Source organism: Streptomyces peucetius, from assembly GCF_025854275.1.
Lineage (GTDB): Bacteria > Actinomycetota > Actinomycetes > Streptomycetales > Streptomycetaceae > Streptomyces > Streptomyces peucetius_A.
Map to the genome: position 1 here is coordinate 2,444,327 of NZ_CP107567.1, position 20,064 is coordinate 2,464,390.

Here is a 20,064-nt window from a genome sequence, read left to right on the forward strand (position 1 = left end):
GGCGGGGCCTGGTGCGCCCCACCCGGCCACCGTACGCACCGGTGACCACGCCTCGGCCACCGCACGCACCGCGGACTACACCTCGGCCGCCGCCGTCGCGAACTGCGCCGTGTGGAGGCGGGCGTACGCGCCGCCCAGGGCCAGCAGTTCGTCGTGCGTGCCCTGCTCCACGATCCGCCCGGCCTCCATCACCAGGATCACGTCGGCGTCCCGGATCGTGGAGAGCCGGTGGGCGATGACGAAGCTGGTGCGTCCCCGGCGCAGGGAGGACATGGCGCGCTGGATGAGGACCTCGGTGCGGGTGTCGACGGAGCTGGTGGCCTCGTCGAGCAGGAGGATCGAGGGTTCGGTGAGGAAGGCGCGCGCGATGGTGAGGAGCTGCTTCTCGCCGGCGCTCAAACCCGCGCCCTCCTCGTCGACGACCGTGTCGTAGCCGTCGGGCAGGGTGCGGATGAACCGGTCGGCGTGGGTGGCGATCGCCGCGGCGACGACTTGTTCCCTCGACACGTCCCCGGCGACGCCGTAGGCGATGTTCTCCGCGATCGTGCCGCCGAACAGCCAGGTGTCCTGGAGCACCATCCCGATCCCGGAGCGCAGTTCCTCGCGGGACATGGTGGCGATGTCGGTGCCGTCGAGCAGGATGCGTCCGCCGGTGACGTCGTAGAAGCGCATCAGCAGATTGACGAGCGTGGTCTTGCCGGCGCCGGTCGGGCCGACGATCGCGACGGTCCGGCCGGGCTCGACGTCGAGCGACAGGTCCTCGATCAGCGGCCGGGCTGGGTCGTAGCGGAAGGCCGCCTTCTCGAACGTCACGTGCCCGGCGGTCCGGCCGTCCTTCGGCAGCGGGCGCGGCGGCCCTGCGGGTGCCGCGGGCTCTTCCTCGGCGTCCAGCAGGTCGAAGACCCGCTCGGCGGAGGCCACGCCCGACTGGAGGAGGTTGGCCATGGCGGCGACCTGGTTGATCGGGCCGTTGAACTCGTACGAGTACTGCACGAAGGCCTGGATGTCGCCGATCGACAACGAACCCGAGGCCACCCGCAGTCCGCCGACGACCGCGATCAGCACGTAGTTGAGGTTGCCGACGAAGCCGAGGGCTGGCTGGATGAAGCCCGACATGACCTGGGCGCGCAGGCTCGACGCGTACAACTGCTCGCCGAGTTCGTCGAAGGCCGCCACGGCCTGATCACGGCGTCCGAAGGCGCGGACCTCCGTGTGGCCGGTGATCATCTCCTCCACGTGGGCGCCCAGCTTGCCCGTCACGGACCACTGCCGGACGAACTGCGGCTGGGCCCGCCTGCCGATGAGAGCCGCCACGTACACGGACAGCGGCACGGTCGCGAGCGCGACCAGGGCCAGCAGCGGCGAGATCCAGAACATCATCACCAGGACCCCGGCGATGGTGAGCAGGGCCCGCACCATCTGGCTGAAGGCCTGCTGCATGGTCTGCGTGATGTTGTCGATGTCGTTGGTGGCGCGGCTGAGCACCTCGCCGCGCGGCTGCTTGTCGAAGTACGTCAACGGCAGCCGCGACAGCTTCGTCTCCGCCTGCTCCCGCAGCCGGTGGCCGATCCGCTGGACGATGGTCATGGCCAGCCGCATCTGGATCAGCGTCAGCCCGGAGGAGACGGCGACCAGGCCGAGGACCAGCGCCAGGACCTCGGCGACGGCGCGGAAGTCGACACCGTCGGGGCCGGCCGCGCCGTCGACGACGAGGTCGGTGGCGTGGCCGAGGAGCTTGGGGGCGAGCACGGCGAGGGCGACGGCGGCCGCGCCGGCGACCAGGACGCCCACGAGCAGTGGGCGTTCGGGGGCGGTCATGCGCAGCAGCCGCAGACCGGAGGCGCGGAAGTGCAGGGAGCGTTCCAGCGAGGGCGAGCCGATTCCGCCGGGGCCGCGCTGTTGCGCGCCCGGCCCGCGGCGCTGGGGTGCGGTGGCGCTCATGCGGCTTCCTCCTCGGTGAGCTGGGAGAGGACGATCTCCCGGTAGGTGGTGCTGTCCCGCATGAGTTCGTCGTGGGTCCCGGTGCCGACGACACGGCCCTCGTCGAGGACGACGATCCGGTCGGCGCCGCGGATGGTGGAGACGCGCTGGGCGACGATGACGACGGTCGCGTCGGCGGTCTCGGCGGCCAGGGCCCGGCGCAGCGCCGCGTCGGTGGCGTGGTCGAGGGCGGAGAAGGAGTCGTCGAAGAGGTACACGTCGGGCCGGGCCACCAGCACGCGGGCGATGGCGAGGCGCTGGCGCTGACCGCCGGAGAGGTTGGCCCCGCCCTGGGAGACGGGCGCCTCGAGACCGGCGTCGAGCCCGCGTACGAAGTCGGCCGCCTGGGCAACCTCGAGGGCGTGCCAGAGCTCTTCGTCGGTCGCCTCCGGCCTTCCGTACCGGAGGTTGGAAGCGACGGTTCCGGAGAAGAGGTACGGCTTCTGGGCGACGAGTACGACCGTGCGCGCGAGGACCGCCGGGTCCAGGTCCCTGACGTCCGTCCCCCCGACGGTGACCTCACCGCCGGTGGTGTCGAACAGCCGTGCCGCCAGGCTCAACAGGGTGGTCTTGCCGCTGCCGGTGGAGCCGATGACGGCGGTGACGCCGCCGGGGCGCGCGGTGAGGTCCACGCCCTTGAGGACGGGCTCCTCCGCGCCCGGGTAGCTGAAGCCGACGTCCCGCAGCCGCAGCACGCCCGGTTCGTGCAGCCGGTGCACGGGGGCGACGGGCGGGGTGACGCCCGGCTCGGTGCCGAGCACCTCCCGGATGCGTTCGGCGCTGACCTCGGCACGCGGCAGGTGCATCATCAGGAACAGGCACATCATCACGGCCATCAGGATCTGCGTCAGATAGCCGAGGAAGGCCACGATCGAACCGGCCTGGAGGGACCCGGAGTCGAGCCGGTGCCCGCCGGCCCAGATGACGGCGACGGTGGCGATCTCCCAGACGATCAGCACGGTCGGGAACATCAGGGTCTGCAGCCGCCCGGCGCGCAGCCCGGCGGCGAGCAGCGCGTCGTTGGCCTCGCCGAAGCGGCGCTGCTCGTGGCGGTCGCGGACGAAGGCGCGGATGACTCGGATGCCGGTGATCTGCTCGCGCATCACCCGGTTGACCCGGTCGATCCGCTCCTGCATGCCGCGGAAGACGGGCGGCAGGCGGCGCACGACGACCCCGACGGACAGCGCGAGGACGGGGACGAACAGCAGCAGGAGCATGGCCAGCGGCACGTCCTGGGACAGCGCCATCGCGATGCCGCCGAGGCACATCAGGGGCGCCGCGACCAGCATGGTCAGGACGAGCAGGGCGAACGTCTGCACCTGCTGGACGTCGTTGGTGGTGCGGGTGATCAGGGACGAGGCGCCGAAGCGTCCCACGTCGCGCACGGACAGGTCCTGTACGTGGCGGAAGACGGCGGAGCGCAGATCGCGTCCGATGCCCATGGCGATCCGGGCGGCGCAGACGACCGCGGCCCCGGCGGCGGCGACCTGGAGGACGGTGACCGCCATCATCAGGCCGCCGGCGGACAGGACATGGCCGGTGTCGCCGCGGAGCACACCGTTGTTGATGATGTCGGCGTTCAGCGTGGGCAGGCAGAGGGTGGCGAGGGACTGGGTCAGCTGGAGGACGACGACCAGCGCGATCGTCCGCCGGTAGGGGCCCAGAAGGGCGAGGAGCAGTCTCAGCAGCACGGCAGGCCTCAGCCGGCGTACGGGCTGACGGACTTGGCGGACCTGAGTGCCTCGGCCCACCAGGCGAGCTGGTCGAGCATGGTCTTGGCGGCGGCGTCCGGACCGGCGGGGTCGCGGTGGTTGCCCTCGTCGTCGAAGTGAGCGCCCGCGTTGTGGAAGGAGACCGTGTCGCGGACGGTGACGGCGTGCAGCTCGGCGAAGACCTGCCGCAGCTGCTCGACCGCACGCAGCCCGCCGGAGATCCCGCCGTAGGAGACGAAGCCGACGGGCTTGGCCTGCCATTCGGCGAAGTGCCAGTCGACGAGGTTCTTGAGGGCGGCTGGGAAGGAGTGGTTGTACTCGGGGGTGATGACCACGAAGGCGTCGGCGCCGGCCAGCTTCGGGGTGACCTTGCCGAGCTCCGTGCGCACGTCGGGCGAGGGGTTGAAGGAGAGCGCGGTGGGCAGATCGGCGTGGGCCAGGTCGACGACCTCGACGTCGAAGTCCTCGCGCGCCGCGGCCCGGGAGAGGAACCAGCGGGCGACGGTGGGCCCGAAGCGGCCGTCTCGGTTGCTGCCGATGATGACAGCGAGCTTCAAAGGGGACGTGTGGTCAGGCGTGTTGATGTCCATGCAGAGGAGCTTGATACCTCAAGTTTGATTGAGGTCAAGTCGATGCCGGAAGGATCGGCCTTCATACGAAGGATTAGCCTTCATACGAACGAGCGAACCGCTTCGACAACCAGGCCCGGCCCGGGGCATGCCCACTACGGTGAACGAACCAGCACAGCCGGGGGCGGGCGGAGGACACGGTGACGATCATGATCGAACGACCGGCGTCGGCGGACGCTCCGGCGTCCGAGGACTTCGACAGCCTGCTCGGAATCGTGGAGGAGCTGGACACACCTGACGGCTACAAGGCCGAGCTCATCCGGGGGAAGATCGTCGTGTCACCGTGGTCGAAGCTTCGCTTCAAGAAGCCCATGAAGTTGCTGCGGCAGCAGCTCGGAGCGCATGCGCCGGAGGGGCACGACGCCGATGTCGCCCCCTTCCTCTTCCGCTTCGCCGACTCCGACCGTGCTTACGGACCGGACTTGCATGTCGCCGACGAAGCGGCCTTCGAAGCCGACGGCCGACACGCCGACGGTGGAGCCCTGTCCCTCGTCGCCGAGCTGACGTCCGTCTCCACGAAGGACGCCGACTGGCAGGACAAGCTCGAGGTCTATGGCCGCCAGGTCCCCGTGTACCTGGTCCTCGACATGCAGAGCGAGGAAATCACCGCCTTCTGGGACCCGTCGCCCAAGGGGTACCGGTCCCGCACCACCGTCCCCTTCGGCAAGCCCCTGCATGTGCCGGCTCCGTTCGACTTCGACCTGGACACGACGGAGTTCGCGCCCCGGCACGCGGAGCAGTCGCCCGAGGCATGACCGGGACCGGCGCCCCCGGGCCGCTTGACCGCGGTGCCCACGAGCACCGCCTCCACCTCCTGGACACCGAGCAGCGCCGTACGGGCTGCCCGCCGGACGGGGCGACGCGGGTCGGCGCCCGTGCCGCATCACCCATTCGGCACCGGCACGCCCGGCGACCGCGCCTGAGTCAGCGTCATCCGGTTTGACCTGCGGGAACGCGATCTGTCCAGTGCGACACACCACTCCGGACGAGGGAACCTGAGGGCCCATCAGGAGGCGTGCCGGGCGGCGGGGCTCTTACCTCGAAGAAGACGAGACACCGCATCGCGTGCTTCCGGAGGACCCCATGCGCACCACCGCCCGCCTGCTGACCGGCACCGCGATGGCGCTCGCCACGATAGGGCTCGGTGCCCACGGCGCGTACGCCGGGGACTTCGGAGAACTCGAGCTGCACCCGTCGCCCGCCACCCCCGGCACGAAGATCACGGTGAACACCACGGCCTGCGGCAAGGACGGCCACGGCGTCGGCGACGCCCGGTCGCTCGGCGCCGGTGAGTTCAAGCTGTGGCCGGGCACGCACAAGGAGGTCGTCGTGGGACACTTCACGGTCCCCGAGGACACCAAGCCGGGAACGTACGGCATCGAGGTGCGCTGCAAGAACGGCAAGGAGGCCGCCGGTGACCTCGAGGTGCACCACAAGCAGCCGAGCGGGCACGTCAGAACCGGGGTCGGCGGCAGCGTGGGCCCCGACACCACCCAGATCGCGGCGGGCGCGGCGGTACTGACCGCGGCCGCTGTGGGCGGGACTCTCCTCCTGCGCCGCCGGGCGAGCGGCGGCCAGACAGGCTGAATGAACGGACCGGTGTCCCGACCGTTCCTCGTCCCGCCGGATCCCCCGCTCCCGTCAGGCCCCGAGCCGACGGGGGCGGGGCGACGTTTCCGGCCGGCCCGCCCGTGCACGGCCGAGCGCCCCCGGCCGGGCGCCGGGCCCGCGGACGGCCACGAACGACGCGGCCCTCGACGCGACCTTCGACGCGACCCTGGAGGACCGATGACCGCCCCGGACACCACCCGGCGCAGGGCCAAGGGGTGGGGCATAGCCGTCGCCGTCTGCGTCGGGCTGTGGCTGGTCCAGAACGGCACCCGTGACGTCACCCCGCCGGTCCCGTCCGCCGCCCAGGCCTTCGCGGCCGGTCCCGACCAGCACACGGACGCGGCGGCCGAGCCGCTGCCGCCCTCCGAACCGGTACGGCTGCGCATCCCCCGGATCGACGTCGACGCCCCCGTCATGGGCCTCGGACTGGACGACGAGGGCAGTCTCGAGGTCCCGCCGGCCGCCGAACGCAATCTGGCCGGCTGGTACGAGGACGGCACCACCCCGGGCGCCGAGGGCACCGCGATCGTCGCCGGTCATGTCGACAACGCGCAGGGCCCGTCCGTCTTCTACGCTCTCGGCGCCCTGGAGAAGGGTCACCGGATCGAGGTGCTCCGCGCGGACGGCAGGACCGCCGTCTTCACGATCGACGCGATCGAGGTCTACGAGGCCGACGACTTCCCCGACAAGAAGGTGTACGGCGCCGGCGAGCGGGCCGAACTCCGGGTCATCACCTGCGGCGGCGGCTTCTCGGAGAAGACCGGCTACCGGGGCAACGTCGTTGCGTACGCGCACCTGATCGGGGTACGGGGCAGCGGCGAGCGAAACAATAGCCATGGACATAGTATCCATGTACCGTATCTCCCATGAGTTCAGCACCCGAGGGCCCCACGCCCGGCTACCTGGTCTGGCGTCTGTCGACGAAGTGGCGCGTCGCGGTCGATCGCGCGCTCGCCCCCCTCGGACTGACGCACGCGCAGTACACAGTGATCGCCTCGCTGCACGGCATCTGGCGGGGCGGCCACCACCCCAGCCAGCGGCAACTCGCCGACCACACGGGCCTGGAGCCGCTCTACGTCTCGAAGCTCGCCCGCAGCCTCGAGTCGTCGGGGCTCGTGCGGCGCACGCCCGACCCCGCCGACACCAGGGCCGTACAGCTCTCGCTCACCCCGGAGGGGCAGGAGAAGGCCCGCCACGCCATCGCGGCGGTCCACACGCTGCTCGACCGGCTGCTGACGCCGCTCGGCGGGCTCGGCGCGCCACGCACACAGGCGCTCACGCGTGAGCTGCGGCTGCTGCTCGACACACCTCTTGACGCACCCAGCGACACCTTCGAGGACACGTCCACGCAACCCGCACCCGAGGAGTAACCATGTCCGCCACCACGCCGATCCTGCTCAACAGCCAGATCATCGGCCGGGCCCACTACGCGGCCCGTGCCCTGCTCGACCGCGAGCTGCGCCGCACCGGCACCACCTTCCACCAGTCCATGGCGCTGAACGCGGCCGCCGCCGAGGGAGGCACCGCCCAGACCGGCCGGATCGTGGAGGCGGTGACCTCCGCACTGAAGATCGACGAGGCGACGGCCCGGGACACCGTGTCCGAGCTGCTGGCCACAGAACTGTTCGAGTCGCTGGAAGCACTGCCGGGCCAGGAGCCGCGTGTCGGCCTGACCGACGCCGGCCGCACCGAGCAGAGCCGGCTGGCCGCGGTCGCCGCGGAGTTCGGCCCGCGGGTCTACGGCGGGATCCCGGCGGAGGACCTGGCCGTCGCGGGCCGCGTGCTGACCGAGGTCATCGCGCGGGCGGACGCCGCGTACGCGGAGACCGCCGACCGGTACTGACCGCCGTCACGCCGTCCACTGGTCGAAGCCCAGCTTCGCGACGAGCGAGAAGACGACGACGAGCAGCACCCCTCTGACGAACTCGCTGCCCTTCCGCAGTGCCATGCGCGCCCCGAGCATGGCGCCGGCCAGGTTGAAGACCGCCATCAGCGCGGCCAGCTGCCAGAGCACCGTGCCCTGGTAGGCGAACATCGCCAGCGCGCCGGCGTTGGTGCACACGTTCACGATCTTGGCGGTGGCGGAGGCCGTCACCAGATCCAGATGCAGCACCGCGGTGAGCGCCAGTACGAGGAACGTGCCGGTGCCCGGCCCGAACAGACCGTCGTAGAAGCCGATGCCGCCGCCGACGAGCACGATCGCGAGGACGGTACGGGTTCGGGTGACACGGCGCCCGCCGGCATCGGCGGTGGCCGTGCCGAACGAAGGGCGCAGCATCACGAAGGCGGCGACGCCGAGCAGCACGACCATGATCACCGGGCGCAGCAGCTCGCTGCTGATGCCCGCCGCGAAGAACGCGCCGCCCATCGAGCCGGCGAGCGCGGCGAGTCCGATGCGCACGGCGGTCTTCACCTGCACCGGGGCCTTGCGCACATAGGTGATCGCCGCGCCCGACGTGCCGACGATGGCGACCGCCTTGTTCGTACCGAGGATGTGGGCGGCCGGGACCTGCGGCATCCCGAGCAGCAGCGCGGGCAGCAACAGCAGCCCGCCGCCGCCGACGACGGCGTCGATCCAGCCGGCCGCGGCGGCGGCGAGGCAGAGGAAGACGATGGTGGTGAGGGATATGTCGGGCACGGCGTGAGCCTATGGAGGGGGTGCGTGTGCCGTCCAACGATCGCGGAAGTCTTGAGGCTGACCTGAGGTTGGGCGGTGGCGTGGCGGGCCGCTGCGCGGAGCGTGTCCCCTCCCCGCCCCTTCCCGAACCGGGCTCCGCCCGGACCCGCACCGCGCTCCGCGCGGTGTTTCGGGGGCTCCGCCCCCGTACCCCCGCGCCTCAAACGCCGGCGGGGCTGCAATGCAGCCCGGCCGGAGGCACCTCCCACGGCCGCCAGGCCGTAGGGGCAGTTTGAGGCCACCGCGCGAAGCGCGGTACCGGAGCCCGGAACCGCCCGCAGGGCGGTACGGCCGGGCGGAGCCCCGAACCGGGGGCACGCGGGCGGAGCCCGGGGCGGGGGCGCGGGGACGGAGCCCGGGGCGGGGGCGCGGGGACGGAGCCCGGGGCGGGGGCGCGGGGGCGGAACCCGGGGCGGGGGCGCGGGGCGAAGCCCCGAACCGGGGGCGGGGGCGCGGGGCGAAGCCCCGAACCGGGGGCACGCAGGGCAGAGCCCCGAACCGGGGGCGCGCGGGGCAGAGCCCCGAACGGGGCCCAGGGCGAAGCCCCGAACGGGGCCCAGGGCGAAGCCCCGAACCGGGGGCCGGGGGCGGAGCCCCCGGTTTCGGGAAGGGGCGGGGAGGGGGACAGCCCGCCGCAGGCGCCACGCACCCGCACGGGATACCGCCGCCTCACACCCCCCGCCCCCCGCCGCTGAGCGCAAGGTTCCCCGCGGGAAACAGAAGGGAACCTGCCGGGTAACACCCACGACGCACGCTGCATGCATGACTTCGGAGATCGTGGTGATCGGCGGCGGGACGGCAGGCGTGCGGCTTGCGCGTCAGCTCGGCGCGGACGCCCGCGTCACGGTCCTCGGCGAGGAGACGCACGCGCCGTACAACCGGGTGCTGCTCGCGGAGGTGCTCGCGGGCCGGTACGGGCCGGAGGTGATCGCACTGCCGGACGTCCCGGTCCGGCGCGGGGTGCGGGCGACGTCGGTCGACCGCGACCGGCGGCTCGTGCACTGCGCGGACGGCACGACCGTCGGCTACGACCGCCTCGTGCTCGCGACCGGCTCCAACCCGGTGCTGCCGCCGCTCCGCGGCATCGGCCCCGGGCTCCCGGACGGCGTCCACCCCTTCCGCACGCTGGACGACTGCGCGGCCCTGTCGGACGCCGTCCGCCCCGGCACACGCGCGGTGGTCGTCGGCGGCGGGCTGCTCGGTGTGTCGGCGGCCCGCGCACTGGCGGTCCGCGGCGCGAAAGTGGTGCTGGCCCAGCAGGGCGAGCACCTCATGGAGCGCCAGCTGGACGTCTCCGCGTCCGGGCTGCTCCGCGCGCATCTGGAGCTGCTCGGCGTCGAGGTGCACACCGAGTGCCGTGTCCGTGGCCTGCGGACCACCCCGGAGGGGGCGGTCTGTGCCGTGGTCCTCGCGGACGGCTTCGCGCTGGACGCGGAGATCGTGGTGCTGGCCTGCGGCGTGCGGCCCCGTGTGGGCCTGGCGGTCGACGCGGGGCTCGAGGTGCGCCGCGGTGTCGTCGTCGACGACGAGCTGCGCACCTCCGACCCGTACATCCACGCCATCGGCGACTGCGCGGAGCACGACGGTGTCGTGCAGGGCCTGGCGGGCCCGGCGCTGGAACAGGCGGACGTGCTCGCGTCCGTGCTGAACGGCGACGGCGCCCGCTACTCGGGCACCCGCGCGCTGACCCGGCTCACCCTGGCCTCAGCGACGAGCCCGCTGGACCTGGCCGCGTTCGGCGATCCGACCCCCCGCCCGGGGGACGACGTCGTCCAGCTCGCCGACGCCACCCGGGGCGCGTACCGCAAGGTCGTCGTCCGGGGGGACCGGCTCGTCGGCGGCGTACTGCTCGGGGATCTCGCGTCGGTCGGCGCGCTCGCCCGGGCCTGGGAGGGCGACGAGGCCCTGCCGGACTCCCTCCCCCTGCTCCACCTGCTCACCAATGATGGAGGCCTCTGACATGGCTGCGATGTCCCCTTCGGCGACCACTCCCACGATCGTGGTCGTCGGCCACGGAATGGTCGGCCAGCGGTTCCTGGAGGCCCTCGCCGAGCGTGGCGTCACCGAGCGGGCGCGGATCGTCGTGCTGTGCGAGGAACCCCGTCCCGCGTACGACCGGGTGCGTCTGACCTCGTACTTCTCCGGGAACACGCCCGACGACCTGTCGATGGTCGAGGACGGCTTCATGGAGCGGCACGGCATCGAGCTGCATCTGGACGACCCGGCGGAGCGCATCGACACCGCCGCGCGCACGGTCACCTCGCGCGCCGGACTGACTCTCGCGTACGACACGCTGGTGCTGGCCACGGGCTCGTATCCGTTCGTGCCGCCGGTGCCGGGCAAGGACGCCGAGGGCTGTTTCGTCTACCGCACCATCGAGGACCTGCTCGCGATCGAGGAGTACGCGAAGACGGCCCGTGTCGGCGCGGTCGTCGGCGGCGGGCTGCTCGGTCTGGAGGCGGCGGGTGCGCTGAAGGGCCTGGGGCTGGAGACCCACATCGTGGAGTTCGCGCCGCGGCTGATGCCCGTGCAGGTCGACGAGGGCGGCGGCGCGGCACTGCTGCGCACCATCGAGGGCATGGGGCTGAGCGTCCACACCGGTGTCGGCACCCAGGAGGTCACCGCTCGCCAGGACGGCACCGTCAACGGCATGGCGCTGTCCGACGGTTCGGTGCTCGAGGCGGACCTCGTGGTCTTCTCGGCGGGGGTACGGCCCCGGGACCAGCTCGCCCGGGACGCGGGCCTCGCGGTAGGCGAGCGCGGCGGCATCGTCGTGGACGAGCAGTGCCGCACGTCGGACCCGGCGGTCTTCGCGATCGGCGAGTGCGCGCTGGCGTCGGACGGCCGCGTGTACGGGCTGGTGGCGCCCGGTTACGAGATGGCGGAGGCGGCGGCCGCGGCCCTGGACGGCCAGGCACAGACCTTCACCGGCGCGGACACCTCGACCAAGCTGAAGCTCCTCGGTGTGGACGTGGCCTCGTTCGGCGACGCGCACGGCGCGGCCGACGGCTGCCTCGACGTCGTGTACTCCGACTCCCGCGCCGGGGTCTACAAGAAGCTGGTCGTCGGCGCCGGGGGCGAGCTGCTGGGCGGCATCCTCGTCGGCGACGCCGAGTCGTACGGCACGCTGCGGGCCTTCACCGGCACTGTGCCGCCGATGGCCCCCGAACAGCTGGTGCTGCCGGCCGGCGCCGGTGCGCCGGTCGCGCTCGGTCCCGCGGCGCTGCCCGACGAGGCGGTGATCTGCTCCTGCCACAACGTCACCAAGGGCACCATCCGCGGCGCGGTCACCGACCATCAGTGCACGACAGTCCCCGAGGTCAAGAAGTGCACCAAGGCCGGTACCGGCTGCGGCAGCTGCGTCAAGGTCCTCGGCCAGCTGGTCAATGCCGAGCTGGAGGCGTCGGGCGTCGAGGTCGACAAGGGCCTCTGCGGCTGCTTCGGACAGACCCGCCAGGAGCTGTACGAGATCGTGCGCGCCCTGCGCATCACGTCGTACCGGCAGCTGCTCGACGCGCACGGCCGGGAGGCGGCGCGCGGCGGGGACGGCTGCGAAATCTGCAAGCCGGCCGTCGGTTCCATCATCGCCTCGCTGGCTCCCACGATCGGCGCCCCGGGCTATGTGCTGGAGGGCGAGCAGGCGGCGCTGCAGGACACCAACGACCACTTCCTCGCCAATATGCAGAAGAACGGCTCGTACTCGATCGTGCCGCGCATCCCCGGCGGGGAGATCACTCCGGAGAAACTGATCGTCATCGGTGAGGTGGCCCGCGACTTCGGCCTCTACACGAAGATCACCGGAGGTCAGCGGATCGACATGTTCGGCGCCCGCGTCGACCAGCTGCCACAGATCTGGGCACGCCTGGTGGACGCCGGCTTCGAGTCCGGGCACGCGTACGGAAAGGCGCTGCGCACCGTCAAGTCCTGCGTGGGGCAGACCTGGTGCCGCTACGGGGTGCAGGACTCGGTCCGCATGGCCATCGATCTGGAGCTGCGCTACCGCGGCCTGCGCTCGCCGCACAAACTGAAGTCGGCGGTCTCCGGCTGCCAGCGGGAATGCGCGGAGGCCCAGTCCAAGGACTTCGGCGTGATCGCGACGGCGAACGGCTGGAACCTGTACGTCGGCGGCAACGGCGGCGCGACCCCGCGCCACGCGGACCTGCTGGCCCAGGACCTCTCCGACGCCGAACTGGTCCGCCTCATCGACCGGTTCCTGATGTTCTACATCCGCACCGCCGACCGGCTGGAGCGGACCTCGACCTGGCTGGAGCGCATCGAGGGCGGCCTGGAGCACGTACGGGACGTCGTCGTGAACGACTCGCTCGGCATCTGCGCGGAGCTGGAGTCGCTGATGGCCGACCATGTGGCCGGCTACCGCGACGAGTGGGCCGAGACGCTGAACGACCCCGAGCGGCTGCTGCGGTTCGTGTCCTTCGTCAACGCGCCCGACGTCCCGGACCCGACGGTGAAGTTCGTGCCCGAGCGCGACCAGGTCAAGCCCGATCTGCCCCTGCTGTCCATCCGTTCGTATCACCAGACCCTGGAAGGTGCCGCCCGATGACCGCGACGACCCTCGCCCCCGCCACGACGGACGTCCAGATCCAGCTGAGGCTGGGTGAGGACTGGGTCGCGCTGTGCCCGCTGTCCCGGCTGACTCCGGGACGGGGCGTGGCCGCCCTGCTGCCCGACGGCCGTCAGGCCGCGGTGTTCCTCGACCGTGAGGGCCGGCCCTACGCCATCGACAACCGCGACCCGTTCAGCGGCGCGCAGGTTCTGGCGCGCGGCCTGGTCGGCTCGGCGGCCGGCCGGCCGTTCGTCGCCTCGCCGCTGCTGAAGCAGCGGTTCGACCTCGGGAGCGGGCGCTGCCTGGACGACGACGCGGTGTCGGTGACCGCGTACGACGTACGGCTGCGCTGACCCGCCGTACCCGCCGTACCCGCCGTACCCGCCGGGGAATGCTCCGCTCACGCGTCGTCTGTCACTGCCCTGACCCTTCGCGACGCGTGAGCGGCACCCCCGAGGCCGGCGGGCCCGTTCTGTGCCCGCGGGCTCACTCGCCCTCGGCCATCGCCTGCTGCATGGCCTCGACGTCCATCCACGCGACCTCCCACATGTGGTGGTCGGGGTCCTGGAACGAACGGTTGTACATGAACCCGTAGTCCATCGGGTCGTTGGCGGGCGAACCACCGGCGGCGAGGGCGGCGTCCACCAGTTCGTCGACCTTCTCCCGACTCTCCGCGCTCAGGGCGAGGATGGTCTCCGTGGTGGTGGCGGCGTCCGCGATGTCCTTCTTGGTGAAGTCCTTGAAGCGCGCCTCGGTCAGCAGCATGGCGAAGATCGTGTCGCTGAAGACGAGGCACGCCGCGTTCTCGTCGGTGAACTGCGGGTTGAAGGAGTATCCGAGCTTGGACCAGAACGCCTTGCTGGTCTCCAGGTCCTTGACGGGCAGGTTGACGAAGATCATCTGAGCCATGGTGGTCTCTCTCCTGAGGGGCGCCGCGGTGTGTGTGCGATGCGTGTGCGGTGCCGTGTGCGGTGTGTTCGAAGGGGTAGACGTACGGCCTGCCCCGGACTCATCGGTGGCCGCGAAATTCTTCACAAACCACGACCTCTGCGGGTCACCCTCCGTTGAAGTGGGCGCAACTCACCGCTTCTAGGTTCCGGGAGCGCGCGACCCCGCGGCACCGACCGGCGCCGCGGGGCGGTCATCCCACCCTGGAGTGACAAGTGGAACGTCGCAGCTTCCTGCGCGGAGCGGTCGTCGGCACCTCGGCCGCCGCCTTCGGCTTCACCCTGTGGCAGGGCGCCGCCTCCGCGGCGCCCGCCCAGCCCGGCTCCGGCCCCTACGGGGCGCTCCGCCCGGCGGACGCGAACGGCATCCTGCTGCCGGCGGGCTTCACCAGCCGGGTCATCGCCCGGTCGGGCCAGAAAGTCGGCTCCACCTCGTACACGTGGCACAACGCCCCGGACGGCGGCGCCTCCTTCGCGGACGGCAGCGGCTGGATCTACGTCTCCAACTCGGAGATCTCCTCCACCGGCGGCGCGAGCGCCGTGAAGTTCTCCTCGACCGGCGCGATCACCGGCGCCTACCGCATCCTGTCCGGCACCAACCGCAACTGCGCCGGCGGCGCCACCCCGTGGAACACCTGGCTCTCCTGCGAGGAGGTCAGCACCGGCTACGTCTACGAGACGGACCCGTGGGGTGTGAAGGCCGCCGTACGCCGGTCCGCCATGGGGCGCTTCAACCACGAGGCCGCCGCGGCCGACCCGGTGCGCAAGGCGATCTACCTGACCGAGGACGCGTCGGACGGCTGCCTCTACCGGTTCGTGCCCACCATCTGGGGCGACCTGTCCTCCGGCACCCTCCAGGTGCTCAAGGCTGGCACGGCCACCTCCGGCTCCTTCACCTGGGCGACCGTGCCGGACCCCGACGGTTCCCCGACCCCCACCCGCGACCAGGTGTCCGGCGCCAAGCTGTTCAACGGCGGCGAGGGCTGCCACTACGCCAACGACACCGTGTGGTTCACCACCAAGGGCGACAACCGCCTGTGGCAGCTGAACCTGGGGAGCAGCACGTACGAACTGGCCTACGACGACTCCCTCGTCGCCGGCGGCGGCGCACCGCTGACCGGTGTCGACAACGTGACCGGCGCCGCCTCCGGCGACCTGTTCGTGGCGGAGGACGGCGGCAACATGGAGATCTGCGTGATCACCCCGGACGACGTCGTCGCGCCGTTCCTGCGCATCTCCGGCCAGTCGTCGTCGGAGATCTGCGGCCCCGCCTTCTCCCCCGACGGCAGCCGGCTGTACTTCTCCAGCCAGCGCGGCACGAGCGGCAGCTCGTCGGGCGGCATCACCTACGAAGTGACCGGCCCGTTCCGGGCATAGCGAGTTCGGGCTCCGGGGTGGCGCCGCCGCGCAGCAGGGCGGCGCCCAGCGGGGTGAGTGAGTGCAGCACCGCGTTGCCGTGACGGAGGGTCACCACCAGACCCGCCTCGCGCAGCACGGCGGCGTGCTGGCTCGCGGAGGCCAGGGACACCCCTGCCCTGCGGGCCAGTTCGCTCGTCGTGCAGCCGCCGCGGATGGCCTGGAGCACCGCGGAGCGCGTATGGCCCACCAGGCGGCCCAGCGAGACGCCCCCGCCGTCGCCGGCGGGCTGCTCGCTGGGGTGCGAGACCGGGTAGACCAGCACCGGGGGCAGCGACGTGTCGCGGTAGACCACCGGGGTGCCTCGGCAGAAGAACGACGGCTGGAGCAGCAGGCCGCGCCCGTTCAGGTGCAGTTCGCGCTCGACGGGATAGTCGGCTTCCAGCACCGGGGCGCGCCAGCGCAGCACCGGCGGCAGGGAGGCGAGCAGTTCCCCGGCACCGCCGTCCAGCAGCGCCCGGCCGCGCACGGCGCGGTCCGCCTCCACCCGGCCCTGCACATGGGCCCAGTACGGCTCGATGGCCGCGCGGTAGTAGGCGCGCAGAGCCTCCACGAGCCGGGCCACCGACTCGGCCCTGCCCTCGGCGAGGGAGAGCAGCCGGCCGGGCAGCGAGCGCAGGGGCGAGCGATGGGCGGCGGCGAGGGCGACCTCGGTGTGCAGGCGCGCCGGGGTCGTGGCCCGGAGCGCCTCGAGGCCCGCGTCGAGTCCGTCGGAAGCCTCCGGCGGCGTGAGAAAGTCCGGGAAATAGCCGCGCTGGGGGACCAGGGCGGAGAGCAGTCGTGTTTCACTTTTCAACCGCGTTCGCGCTTCGGATCGCCATTCGCCGAAGACCAGAGCACCCCTTCGGTCGCGCAATCGATGAAAACTGAGAATGGATTCCCACAACGCGTCGGGCCTGGCCGCCATCCTCACACGCGCCAGGTCGTCCGCGTTGAAATGAATACGAAGCACCGAACCCCCACTGTTGCACCCGCTATCGCCCCCACCACTGAGTATGCATGCAATCACAGGTTGTTACCACGGTGTTTCAGCCACAGTTGAAACGCCTCGCGGGCCGTGGGGGCGAACCGAAAAGCTGTACGACGTCGGGCATGAAACCTACTTCACCGAAGTGACGCAGCGAGGACCGTGGGGGGCTTTGCGCGTCCGGCGGCGGTGACGAAGGTTGCGGCTCCGTGTCCGGCACGGGAAATGGAGCGCGGTCGGCGGGTGGGGATCCGCAGGCCGCGCTCCGTCCCTTGTACGGCGTGACGAGCGGCAGGAATTCGACCATTGTTAAGCCGCCCGAACCGCGAATTGATCCGGAATTCAACTGACTCGGCATTCAACAGGAACCCTGCGAATTCCGGGCGAGCCGGCACGGCGGACAGCGACGCGGACCGGTCGGATCGGGGCGATACGGGCGGACAGAGGCGCGATGCGCCGGGGGGCCGGGGGATGGTCTCCGGCGCGCTCGTGGGCCGGAGACTTGCCGCCGACGGCGGGGGCCGCCTCGGGGGGCGCGGCAGGCGCGCGGCACAGGCGGGGCCCAGCGGCGGCGGGCAGGCGGCACAGGTGCGCTGCGCCGCCCCCGCCGCCCAGGCATGCGGAAGGGGCGGGCGCCCCGCACAGGCGCCCGCCCCTTCCCGGGTGAACCGGAGCCGCCACCGGGTGGCCGGTGAGGGTCGGGGTACCGGGCTCCGGGTTTCGTGCCCCGGACCCGGTGACAGCTCCGGGGTCTTCGGTCCTACCGGGAGTCGCTGCCGGTCGACTGGGCCGCCGCGCGGCCCGCTTCCAGCCGCGCCACCGGGATACGGAACGGCGAGCAGGAGACGTAGTCCAGGCCCACCTCGTGGAAGAAGTGCACGGACTCCGGGTCACCGCCGTGCTCGCCGCAGACGCCGAGCTTGAGGTCGGGCCGCGTGGCCCGGCCGGCCTCCACCGCGCTCCGGACGAGGGAGCCGACGCCGTCCTTGTCGATCGTCTCGAACGGCGAGACCCCGAAGATGCCCTTCTCCAGGTACGCGGTGAAGAAGCTGGCCTCCACGTCGTCGCGGGAGAAGCCCCACACGGTCTGGGTGAGGTCGTTGGTGCCGAAGGAGAAGAACTCCGCGGCCTCCGCGATCTGACCGGCGGTCAGCGCGGCACGCGGCAGCTCGATCATCGTGCCGAGGGCCAGCTTCAGCTCGACGCCGGTCCGCTGCTGCACCTCCGCGATGACCTGCTCGGCCTCCTCGCGGACGATCTCCAGCTCCTGCACGGTGCCGACCAGCGGGATCATGATCTCGGCCCGCGGGTCGCCCTTGGCCTCGATGCGCTGCGCGGCGGCCTCGGCGATCGCCCGTACCTGCATGGTGAACAGGCCGGGGATGACGAGCCCGAGGCGCACACCGCGCAGACCCAGCATCGGGTTCTGCTCGTGCAGCCGGTGCACGGCCTGAAGCAGGCGCAGGTCGTTCTCGTTGTGGTCCTTGCGGGCCTCGGCGAGGGCGACGCGCACCGAGAGCTCGGTGATGTCGGGCAGGAACTCGTGCAGCGGCGGGTCGAGCAGACGCACCGTCACCGGCAGTCCGTCCATCGCCTCGAACAGCTCGACAAAATCCTGCTTCTGCTGCGGAAGCAGCGCCTTCAGCGCCTCTTCGCGCTCGTCGTCGGTGTCCGCGAGGATCAGCTTCTCGACCATCTCGCGGCGCTCGCCGAGGAACATGTGCTCGGTACGGCACAGGCCGATGCCCTGGGCACCGAAGCGGCGGGCGCGCAGCGCGTCCTCGGCGTTGTCGGCGTTGGCCCGTACTCGCAGGCGGCGCACCCGGTCCGCGTAGGCCATGATCCGGTGGACGGCCTGGACGAGCTCGTCGGCGTCGTCGGCGCCGGCGTGCATGCGGCCCTCGAAGTACTCGACCACCGGCGACGGCACGACGGGGACCTCACCGAGGTACACCTTGCCGGTGGAGCCGTCGATGGAGACGACGTCGCCCTCCTCGATGACCGTCCCGCCCACCGTCAGACGGCGGCGCTTGGTGTCGACCTCGAGCTCCTCGGCGCCGCATACGCAGGTCTTGCCCATGCCGCGGGCGACGACGGCGGCGTGTGAGGTCTTGCCGCCGCGGGAGGTCAGGATGCCCTCGGCGGCGATCATGCCGTCCAGATCGTCCGGGTTGGTCTCACGGCGGATCAGGATGACCTTCTCGCCGGAACGCGACCACTTGACCGCGGTGTAGGAGTCGAAGACGGCCTTGCCGACGGCCGCACCCGGGGAGGCGGCGATACCGCGCCCCAGCAGTTCGGTCTTCGCCTTCTCGTCGAAGCGCGGGAACATCAGCTGGGCGAGCTGGGCGCCGTTGACGCGCTGGAGCGCCTCGGCCTCGTCGATCAGGCCCTGGTCCACGAGCTGGGTGGCGATGCGGAAGGCGGCACCGGCGGTGCGCTTGCCGACGCGGGTCTGCAGCATCCACAGCTGGCCGCGCTCGATGGTGAACTCGATGTCGCAGAGATCCTTGTAGTGGTTCTCCAGCGTCTCCATGATCTGCATCAGCTGGTCGTACGACTTCTTGTCGATGGACTCGAGGTCGGCCAGCGGCACGGTGTTGCGGATGCCGGCGACGACGTCCTCGCCCTGCGCGTTCTGCAGGTAGTCGCCGTAGACGCCCTGGTGGCCGGAGGCGGGGTCGCGGGTGAAGGCGACACCGGTGCCGGAGTCGGGGCCGAGGTTGCCGAAGACCATGGAGCAGATGTTGACGGCCGTGCCGAGGTCGCCGGGGATGCGCTCCTGACGGCGGTAGAGCTTGGCGCGGTCGGTGTTCCAGGACTCGAAAACCGAGCAGATCGCGAGGTCCATCTGCTCGCGCGGGTCCTGCGGGAAGTCGCGGCCGGCCTCGGCCTTGACGATCTTCTTGAACTGCTTGACCAGCTTCTTGAGGTCCGCGGCGTCGAGGTCGGTGTCGACGGTGACCTTCTTGGCCGTCTTGGCCTCCTCGAGGGCTTCCTCGAAGAGCTCGCCGTCGACGCCCAGCACGGTCTTGCCGAACATCTGGATGAGGCGGCGGTAGGAGTCCCAGGCGAAGCGCTCGTCACCGGCCTGCTGGGCCAGGCCCTCGACGGACTTGTCGGAGAGTCCGATGTTGAGGACGGTGTCCATCATGCCCGGCATGGAGAACTTGGCACCGGAGCGGACGGAGACCAGAAGCGGACTGTCGGCCTGACCCAGCTTCTTGCCCATCGTCTTCTCGAGGGCGTCGAGGTGCGCACTCACCTCGTCGCGCAGCGCGAGCGGCTCGGCGCCGCTCTCGAGGTAGACCTTGCACGCCTCGGTCGTGATGGTGAAGCCGGGAGGGACCGGCAGACCGAGGTTGGTCATCTCGGCGAGGTTCGCACCCTTCCCGCCGAGCAGGTCCTTGAGCTCTTTGTTGCCCTCGGTGAAGTCGTAGACGAACTTCTGATCTTTGTTTTCCGACACGGGTCTCGACTCCTCGAGGACTCGGTGGCTGCCCTGACGGCGAGGAACATACCCAGATCGAAGGCGTCTGGGTACGTCCACTTGCGCGTCAT

Annotated in this window: 16 protein-coding genes; 9 read left to right on the top strand and 7 right to left on the bottom strand. The window is 71.4% G+C overall.

Annotated elements, in window-relative coordinates; genetic code table 11:
* Positions 1 to 75: 75 nt before the first annotated feature.
* Genes OGH68_RS11255 through OGH68_RS11265 form a run of 3 tightly spaced genes read right to left on the bottom strand, consistent with a single transcriptional unit; the run spans position 76 to position 4,282 of the window.
* Positions 76 to 1,941: an ABC transporter ATP-binding protein gene (locus OGH68_RS11255; protein WP_264243235.1), complete on the bottom strand. Its 1,866-nt coding sequence runs from the start codon at positions 1,939 to 1,941 to the stop codon at positions 76 to 78.
* Positions 1,938 to 3,671: an ABC transporter ATP-binding protein gene (locus OGH68_RS11260; RefSeq protein WP_264243237.1), complete on the bottom strand. Its 1,734-nt coding sequence runs from the start codon at positions 3,669 to 3,671 to the stop codon at positions 1,938 to 1,940. The genes OGH68_RS11255 and OGH68_RS11260 overlap by 4 nt, the downstream gene beginning before the upstream one ends.
* Positions 3,672 to 3,679: 8 nt before the next feature.
* Positions 3,680 to 4,282, bottom strand: coding sequence for an NADPH-dependent FMN reductase (locus OGH68_RS11265; protein ID WP_264243238.1), 603 nt, complete (start codon positions 4,280 to 4,282; stop codon positions 3,680 to 3,682).
* 188 nt (positions 4,283 to 4,470) lie between these two features.
* Here OGH68_RS11265 and OGH68_RS11270 point away from each other — a divergent pair, with 188 nt between their 5' ends.
* The 5 genes from OGH68_RS11270 to OGH68_RS11290 all read left to right on the top strand — a co-directional run bounded on the left by OGH68_RS11270 (position 4,471) and on the right by OGH68_RS11290 (position 7,775).
* A complete protein-coding gene (locus OGH68_RS11270) occupies positions 4,471 to 5,076 on the top strand; it encodes a Uma2 family endonuclease (RefSeq protein WP_319020196.1) in 606 nt (201 codons plus the stop codon).
* 328 nt (positions 5,077 to 5,404) lie between these two features.
* A complete protein-coding gene (locus tag OGH68_RS11275) occupies positions 5,405 to 5,908 on the top strand; it encodes a hypothetical protein (RefSeq protein WP_264243242.1) in 504 nt (167 codons plus the stop codon).
* A 201-nt stretch (positions 5,909 to 6,109) separates the two neighbouring features.
* Complete coding sequence (locus tag OGH68_RS11280; RefSeq protein ID WP_264243243.1) at positions 6,110 to 6,802, top strand: class F sortase; 693 nt, start codon at positions 6,110 to 6,112, stop codon at positions 6,800 to 6,802.
* Complete coding sequence (locus tag OGH68_RS11285) at positions 6,799 to 7,302, top strand: MarR family winged helix-turn-helix transcriptional regulator (protein ID WP_264243244.1); 504 nt, start codon at positions 6,799 to 6,801, stop codon at positions 7,300 to 7,302. Before OGH68_RS11280 ends, OGH68_RS11285 begins: the two co-directional genes overlap by 4 nt.
* Positions 7,303 to 7,304: 2 nt before the next feature.
* Positions 7,305 to 7,775, top strand: a complete 471-nt coding sequence (locus tag OGH68_RS11290) for a hypothetical protein (protein ID WP_264243245.1) — start codon at positions 7,305 to 7,307, stop codon at positions 7,773 to 7,775.
* A gap of 6 nt (positions 7,776 to 7,781) precedes the next feature.
* On the opposite strand, the gene OGH68_RS11295 is transcribed toward OGH68_RS11290, so the two are convergent.
* The gene (locus tag OGH68_RS11295) at positions 7,782 to 8,570 is read right to left on the bottom strand and encodes a sulfite exporter TauE/SafE family protein (RefSeq protein ID WP_264243246.1); all 789 of its coding nucleotides are present in this window, start codon (positions 8,568 to 8,570) and stop codon (positions 7,782 to 7,784) included.
* Between the two features lie 801 nt (positions 8,571 to 9,371).
* On the opposite strand from OGH68_RS11295, the gene OGH68_RS11300 reads away from it, so the two are divergent.
* From OGH68_RS11300 to nirD, 3 genes are read left to right on the top strand one after another with little or no spacing between them, the layout of a single operon-like run.
* On the top strand, positions 9,372 to 10,568 hold the full coding sequence (locus OGH68_RS11300; protein WP_264243247.1) for an NAD(P)/FAD-dependent oxidoreductase: 1,197 nt from the start codon (positions 9,372 to 9,374) through the stop codon (positions 10,566 to 10,568).
* A gap of 10 nt (positions 10,569 to 10,578) precedes the next feature.
* The gene (gene nirB / locus OGH68_RS11305; RefSeq protein WP_264250017.1) at positions 10,579 to 13,170 is read left to right on the top strand and encodes a nitrite reductase large subunit NirB; all 2,592 of its coding nucleotides are present in this window, start codon (positions 10,579 to 10,581) and stop codon (positions 13,168 to 13,170) included.
* Positions 13,167 to 13,526: a nitrite reductase small subunit NirD gene (gene nirD / locus OGH68_RS11310; protein WP_264243248.1), complete on the top strand. Its 360-nt coding sequence runs from the start codon at positions 13,167 to 13,169 to the stop codon at positions 13,524 to 13,526. The genes nirB and nirD overlap by 4 nt, the downstream gene beginning before the upstream one ends.
* 133 nt (positions 13,527 to 13,659) lie before the next feature.
* Here the strand turns inward: nirD and OGH68_RS11315 are convergent, their stop codons facing one another.
* On the bottom strand, positions 13,660 to 14,082 hold the full coding sequence (locus OGH68_RS11315) for a VOC family protein (RefSeq protein ID WP_264243249.1): 423 nt from the start codon (positions 14,080 to 14,082) through the stop codon (positions 13,660 to 13,662).
* A 254-nt stretch (positions 14,083 to 14,336) separates the two neighbouring features.
* Between OGH68_RS11315 and OGH68_RS11320 the strand changes: the two genes are divergently transcribed.
* Entirely contained in the window at positions 14,337 to 15,497 is a 1,161-nt protein-coding gene (locus OGH68_RS11320) for a PhoX family protein (protein ID WP_264243250.1), read from the top strand.
* Here the strand turns inward: OGH68_RS11320 and OGH68_RS11325 are convergent.
* A complete protein-coding gene (locus tag OGH68_RS11325; protein ID WP_264243251.1) occupies positions 15,463 to 16,488 on the bottom strand; it encodes an ArsR/SmtB family transcription factor in 1,026 nt (341 codons plus the stop codon). The genes OGH68_RS11320 and OGH68_RS11325 overlap by 35 nt on opposite strands.
* A gap of 775 nt (positions 16,489 to 17,263) precedes the next feature.
* Entirely contained in the window at positions 17,264 to 19,972 is a 2,709-nt protein-coding gene (gene ppdK / locus OGH68_RS11330; protein ID WP_264243252.1) for a pyruvate, phosphate dikinase, read from the bottom strand.
* Between the last annotated feature and the right edge of the window lie 92 nt (positions 19,973 to 20,064).

Excerpts from the sequence above, each read along its gene's own strand:
- OGH68_RS11275 (WP_264243242.1), top strand. The coding sequence starts at position 5,405 with ATGCGCACCACCGCCCGCCTGCTGACCGGCACCGCGATGGCGCTCGCC.
- OGH68_RS11300 (WP_264243247.1), top strand. The coding sequence starts at position 9,372 with ATGACTTCGGAGATCGTGGTGATCGGCGGCGGGACGGCAGGCGTGCGG.
- OGH68_RS11290 (WP_264243245.1), top strand. The coding sequence starts at position 7,305 with ATGTCCGCCACCACGCCGATCCTGCTCAACAGCCAGATCATCGGCCGG.
- OGH68_RS11315 (WP_264243249.1), bottom strand. The coding sequence starts at position 14,082 with ATGGCTCAGATGATCTTCGTCAACCTGCCCGTCAAGGACCTGGAGACC.
- OGH68_RS11285 (WP_264243244.1), top strand. The coding sequence starts at position 6,799 with ATGAGTTCAGCACCCGAGGGCCCCACGCCCGGCTACCTGGTCTGGCGT.
- nirB (WP_264250017.1), top strand. The coding sequence starts at position 10,579 with ATGTCCCCTTCGGCGACCACTCCCACGATCGTGGTCGTCGGCCACGGA.
- OGH68_RS11265 (WP_264243238.1), bottom strand. The coding sequence starts at position 4,282 with ATGGACATCAACACGCCTGACCACACGTCCCCTTTGAAGCTCGCTGTC.
- nirD (WP_264243248.1), top strand. The coding sequence starts at position 13,167 with ATGACCGCGACGACCCTCGCCCCCGCCACGACGGACGTCCAGATCCAG.
- OGH68_RS11255 (WP_264243235.1), bottom strand. The coding sequence starts at position 1,941 with ATGAGCGCCACCGCACCCCAGCGCCGCGGGCCGGGCGCGCAACAGCGC.
- OGH68_RS11270 (WP_319020196.1), top strand. The coding sequence starts at position 4,471 with ATGATCGAACGACCGGCGTCGGCGGACGCTCCGGCGTCCGAGGACTTC.
- OGH68_RS11280 (WP_264243243.1), top strand. The coding sequence starts at position 6,110 with ATGACCGCCCCGGACACCACCCGGCGCAGGGCCAAGGGGTGGGGCATA.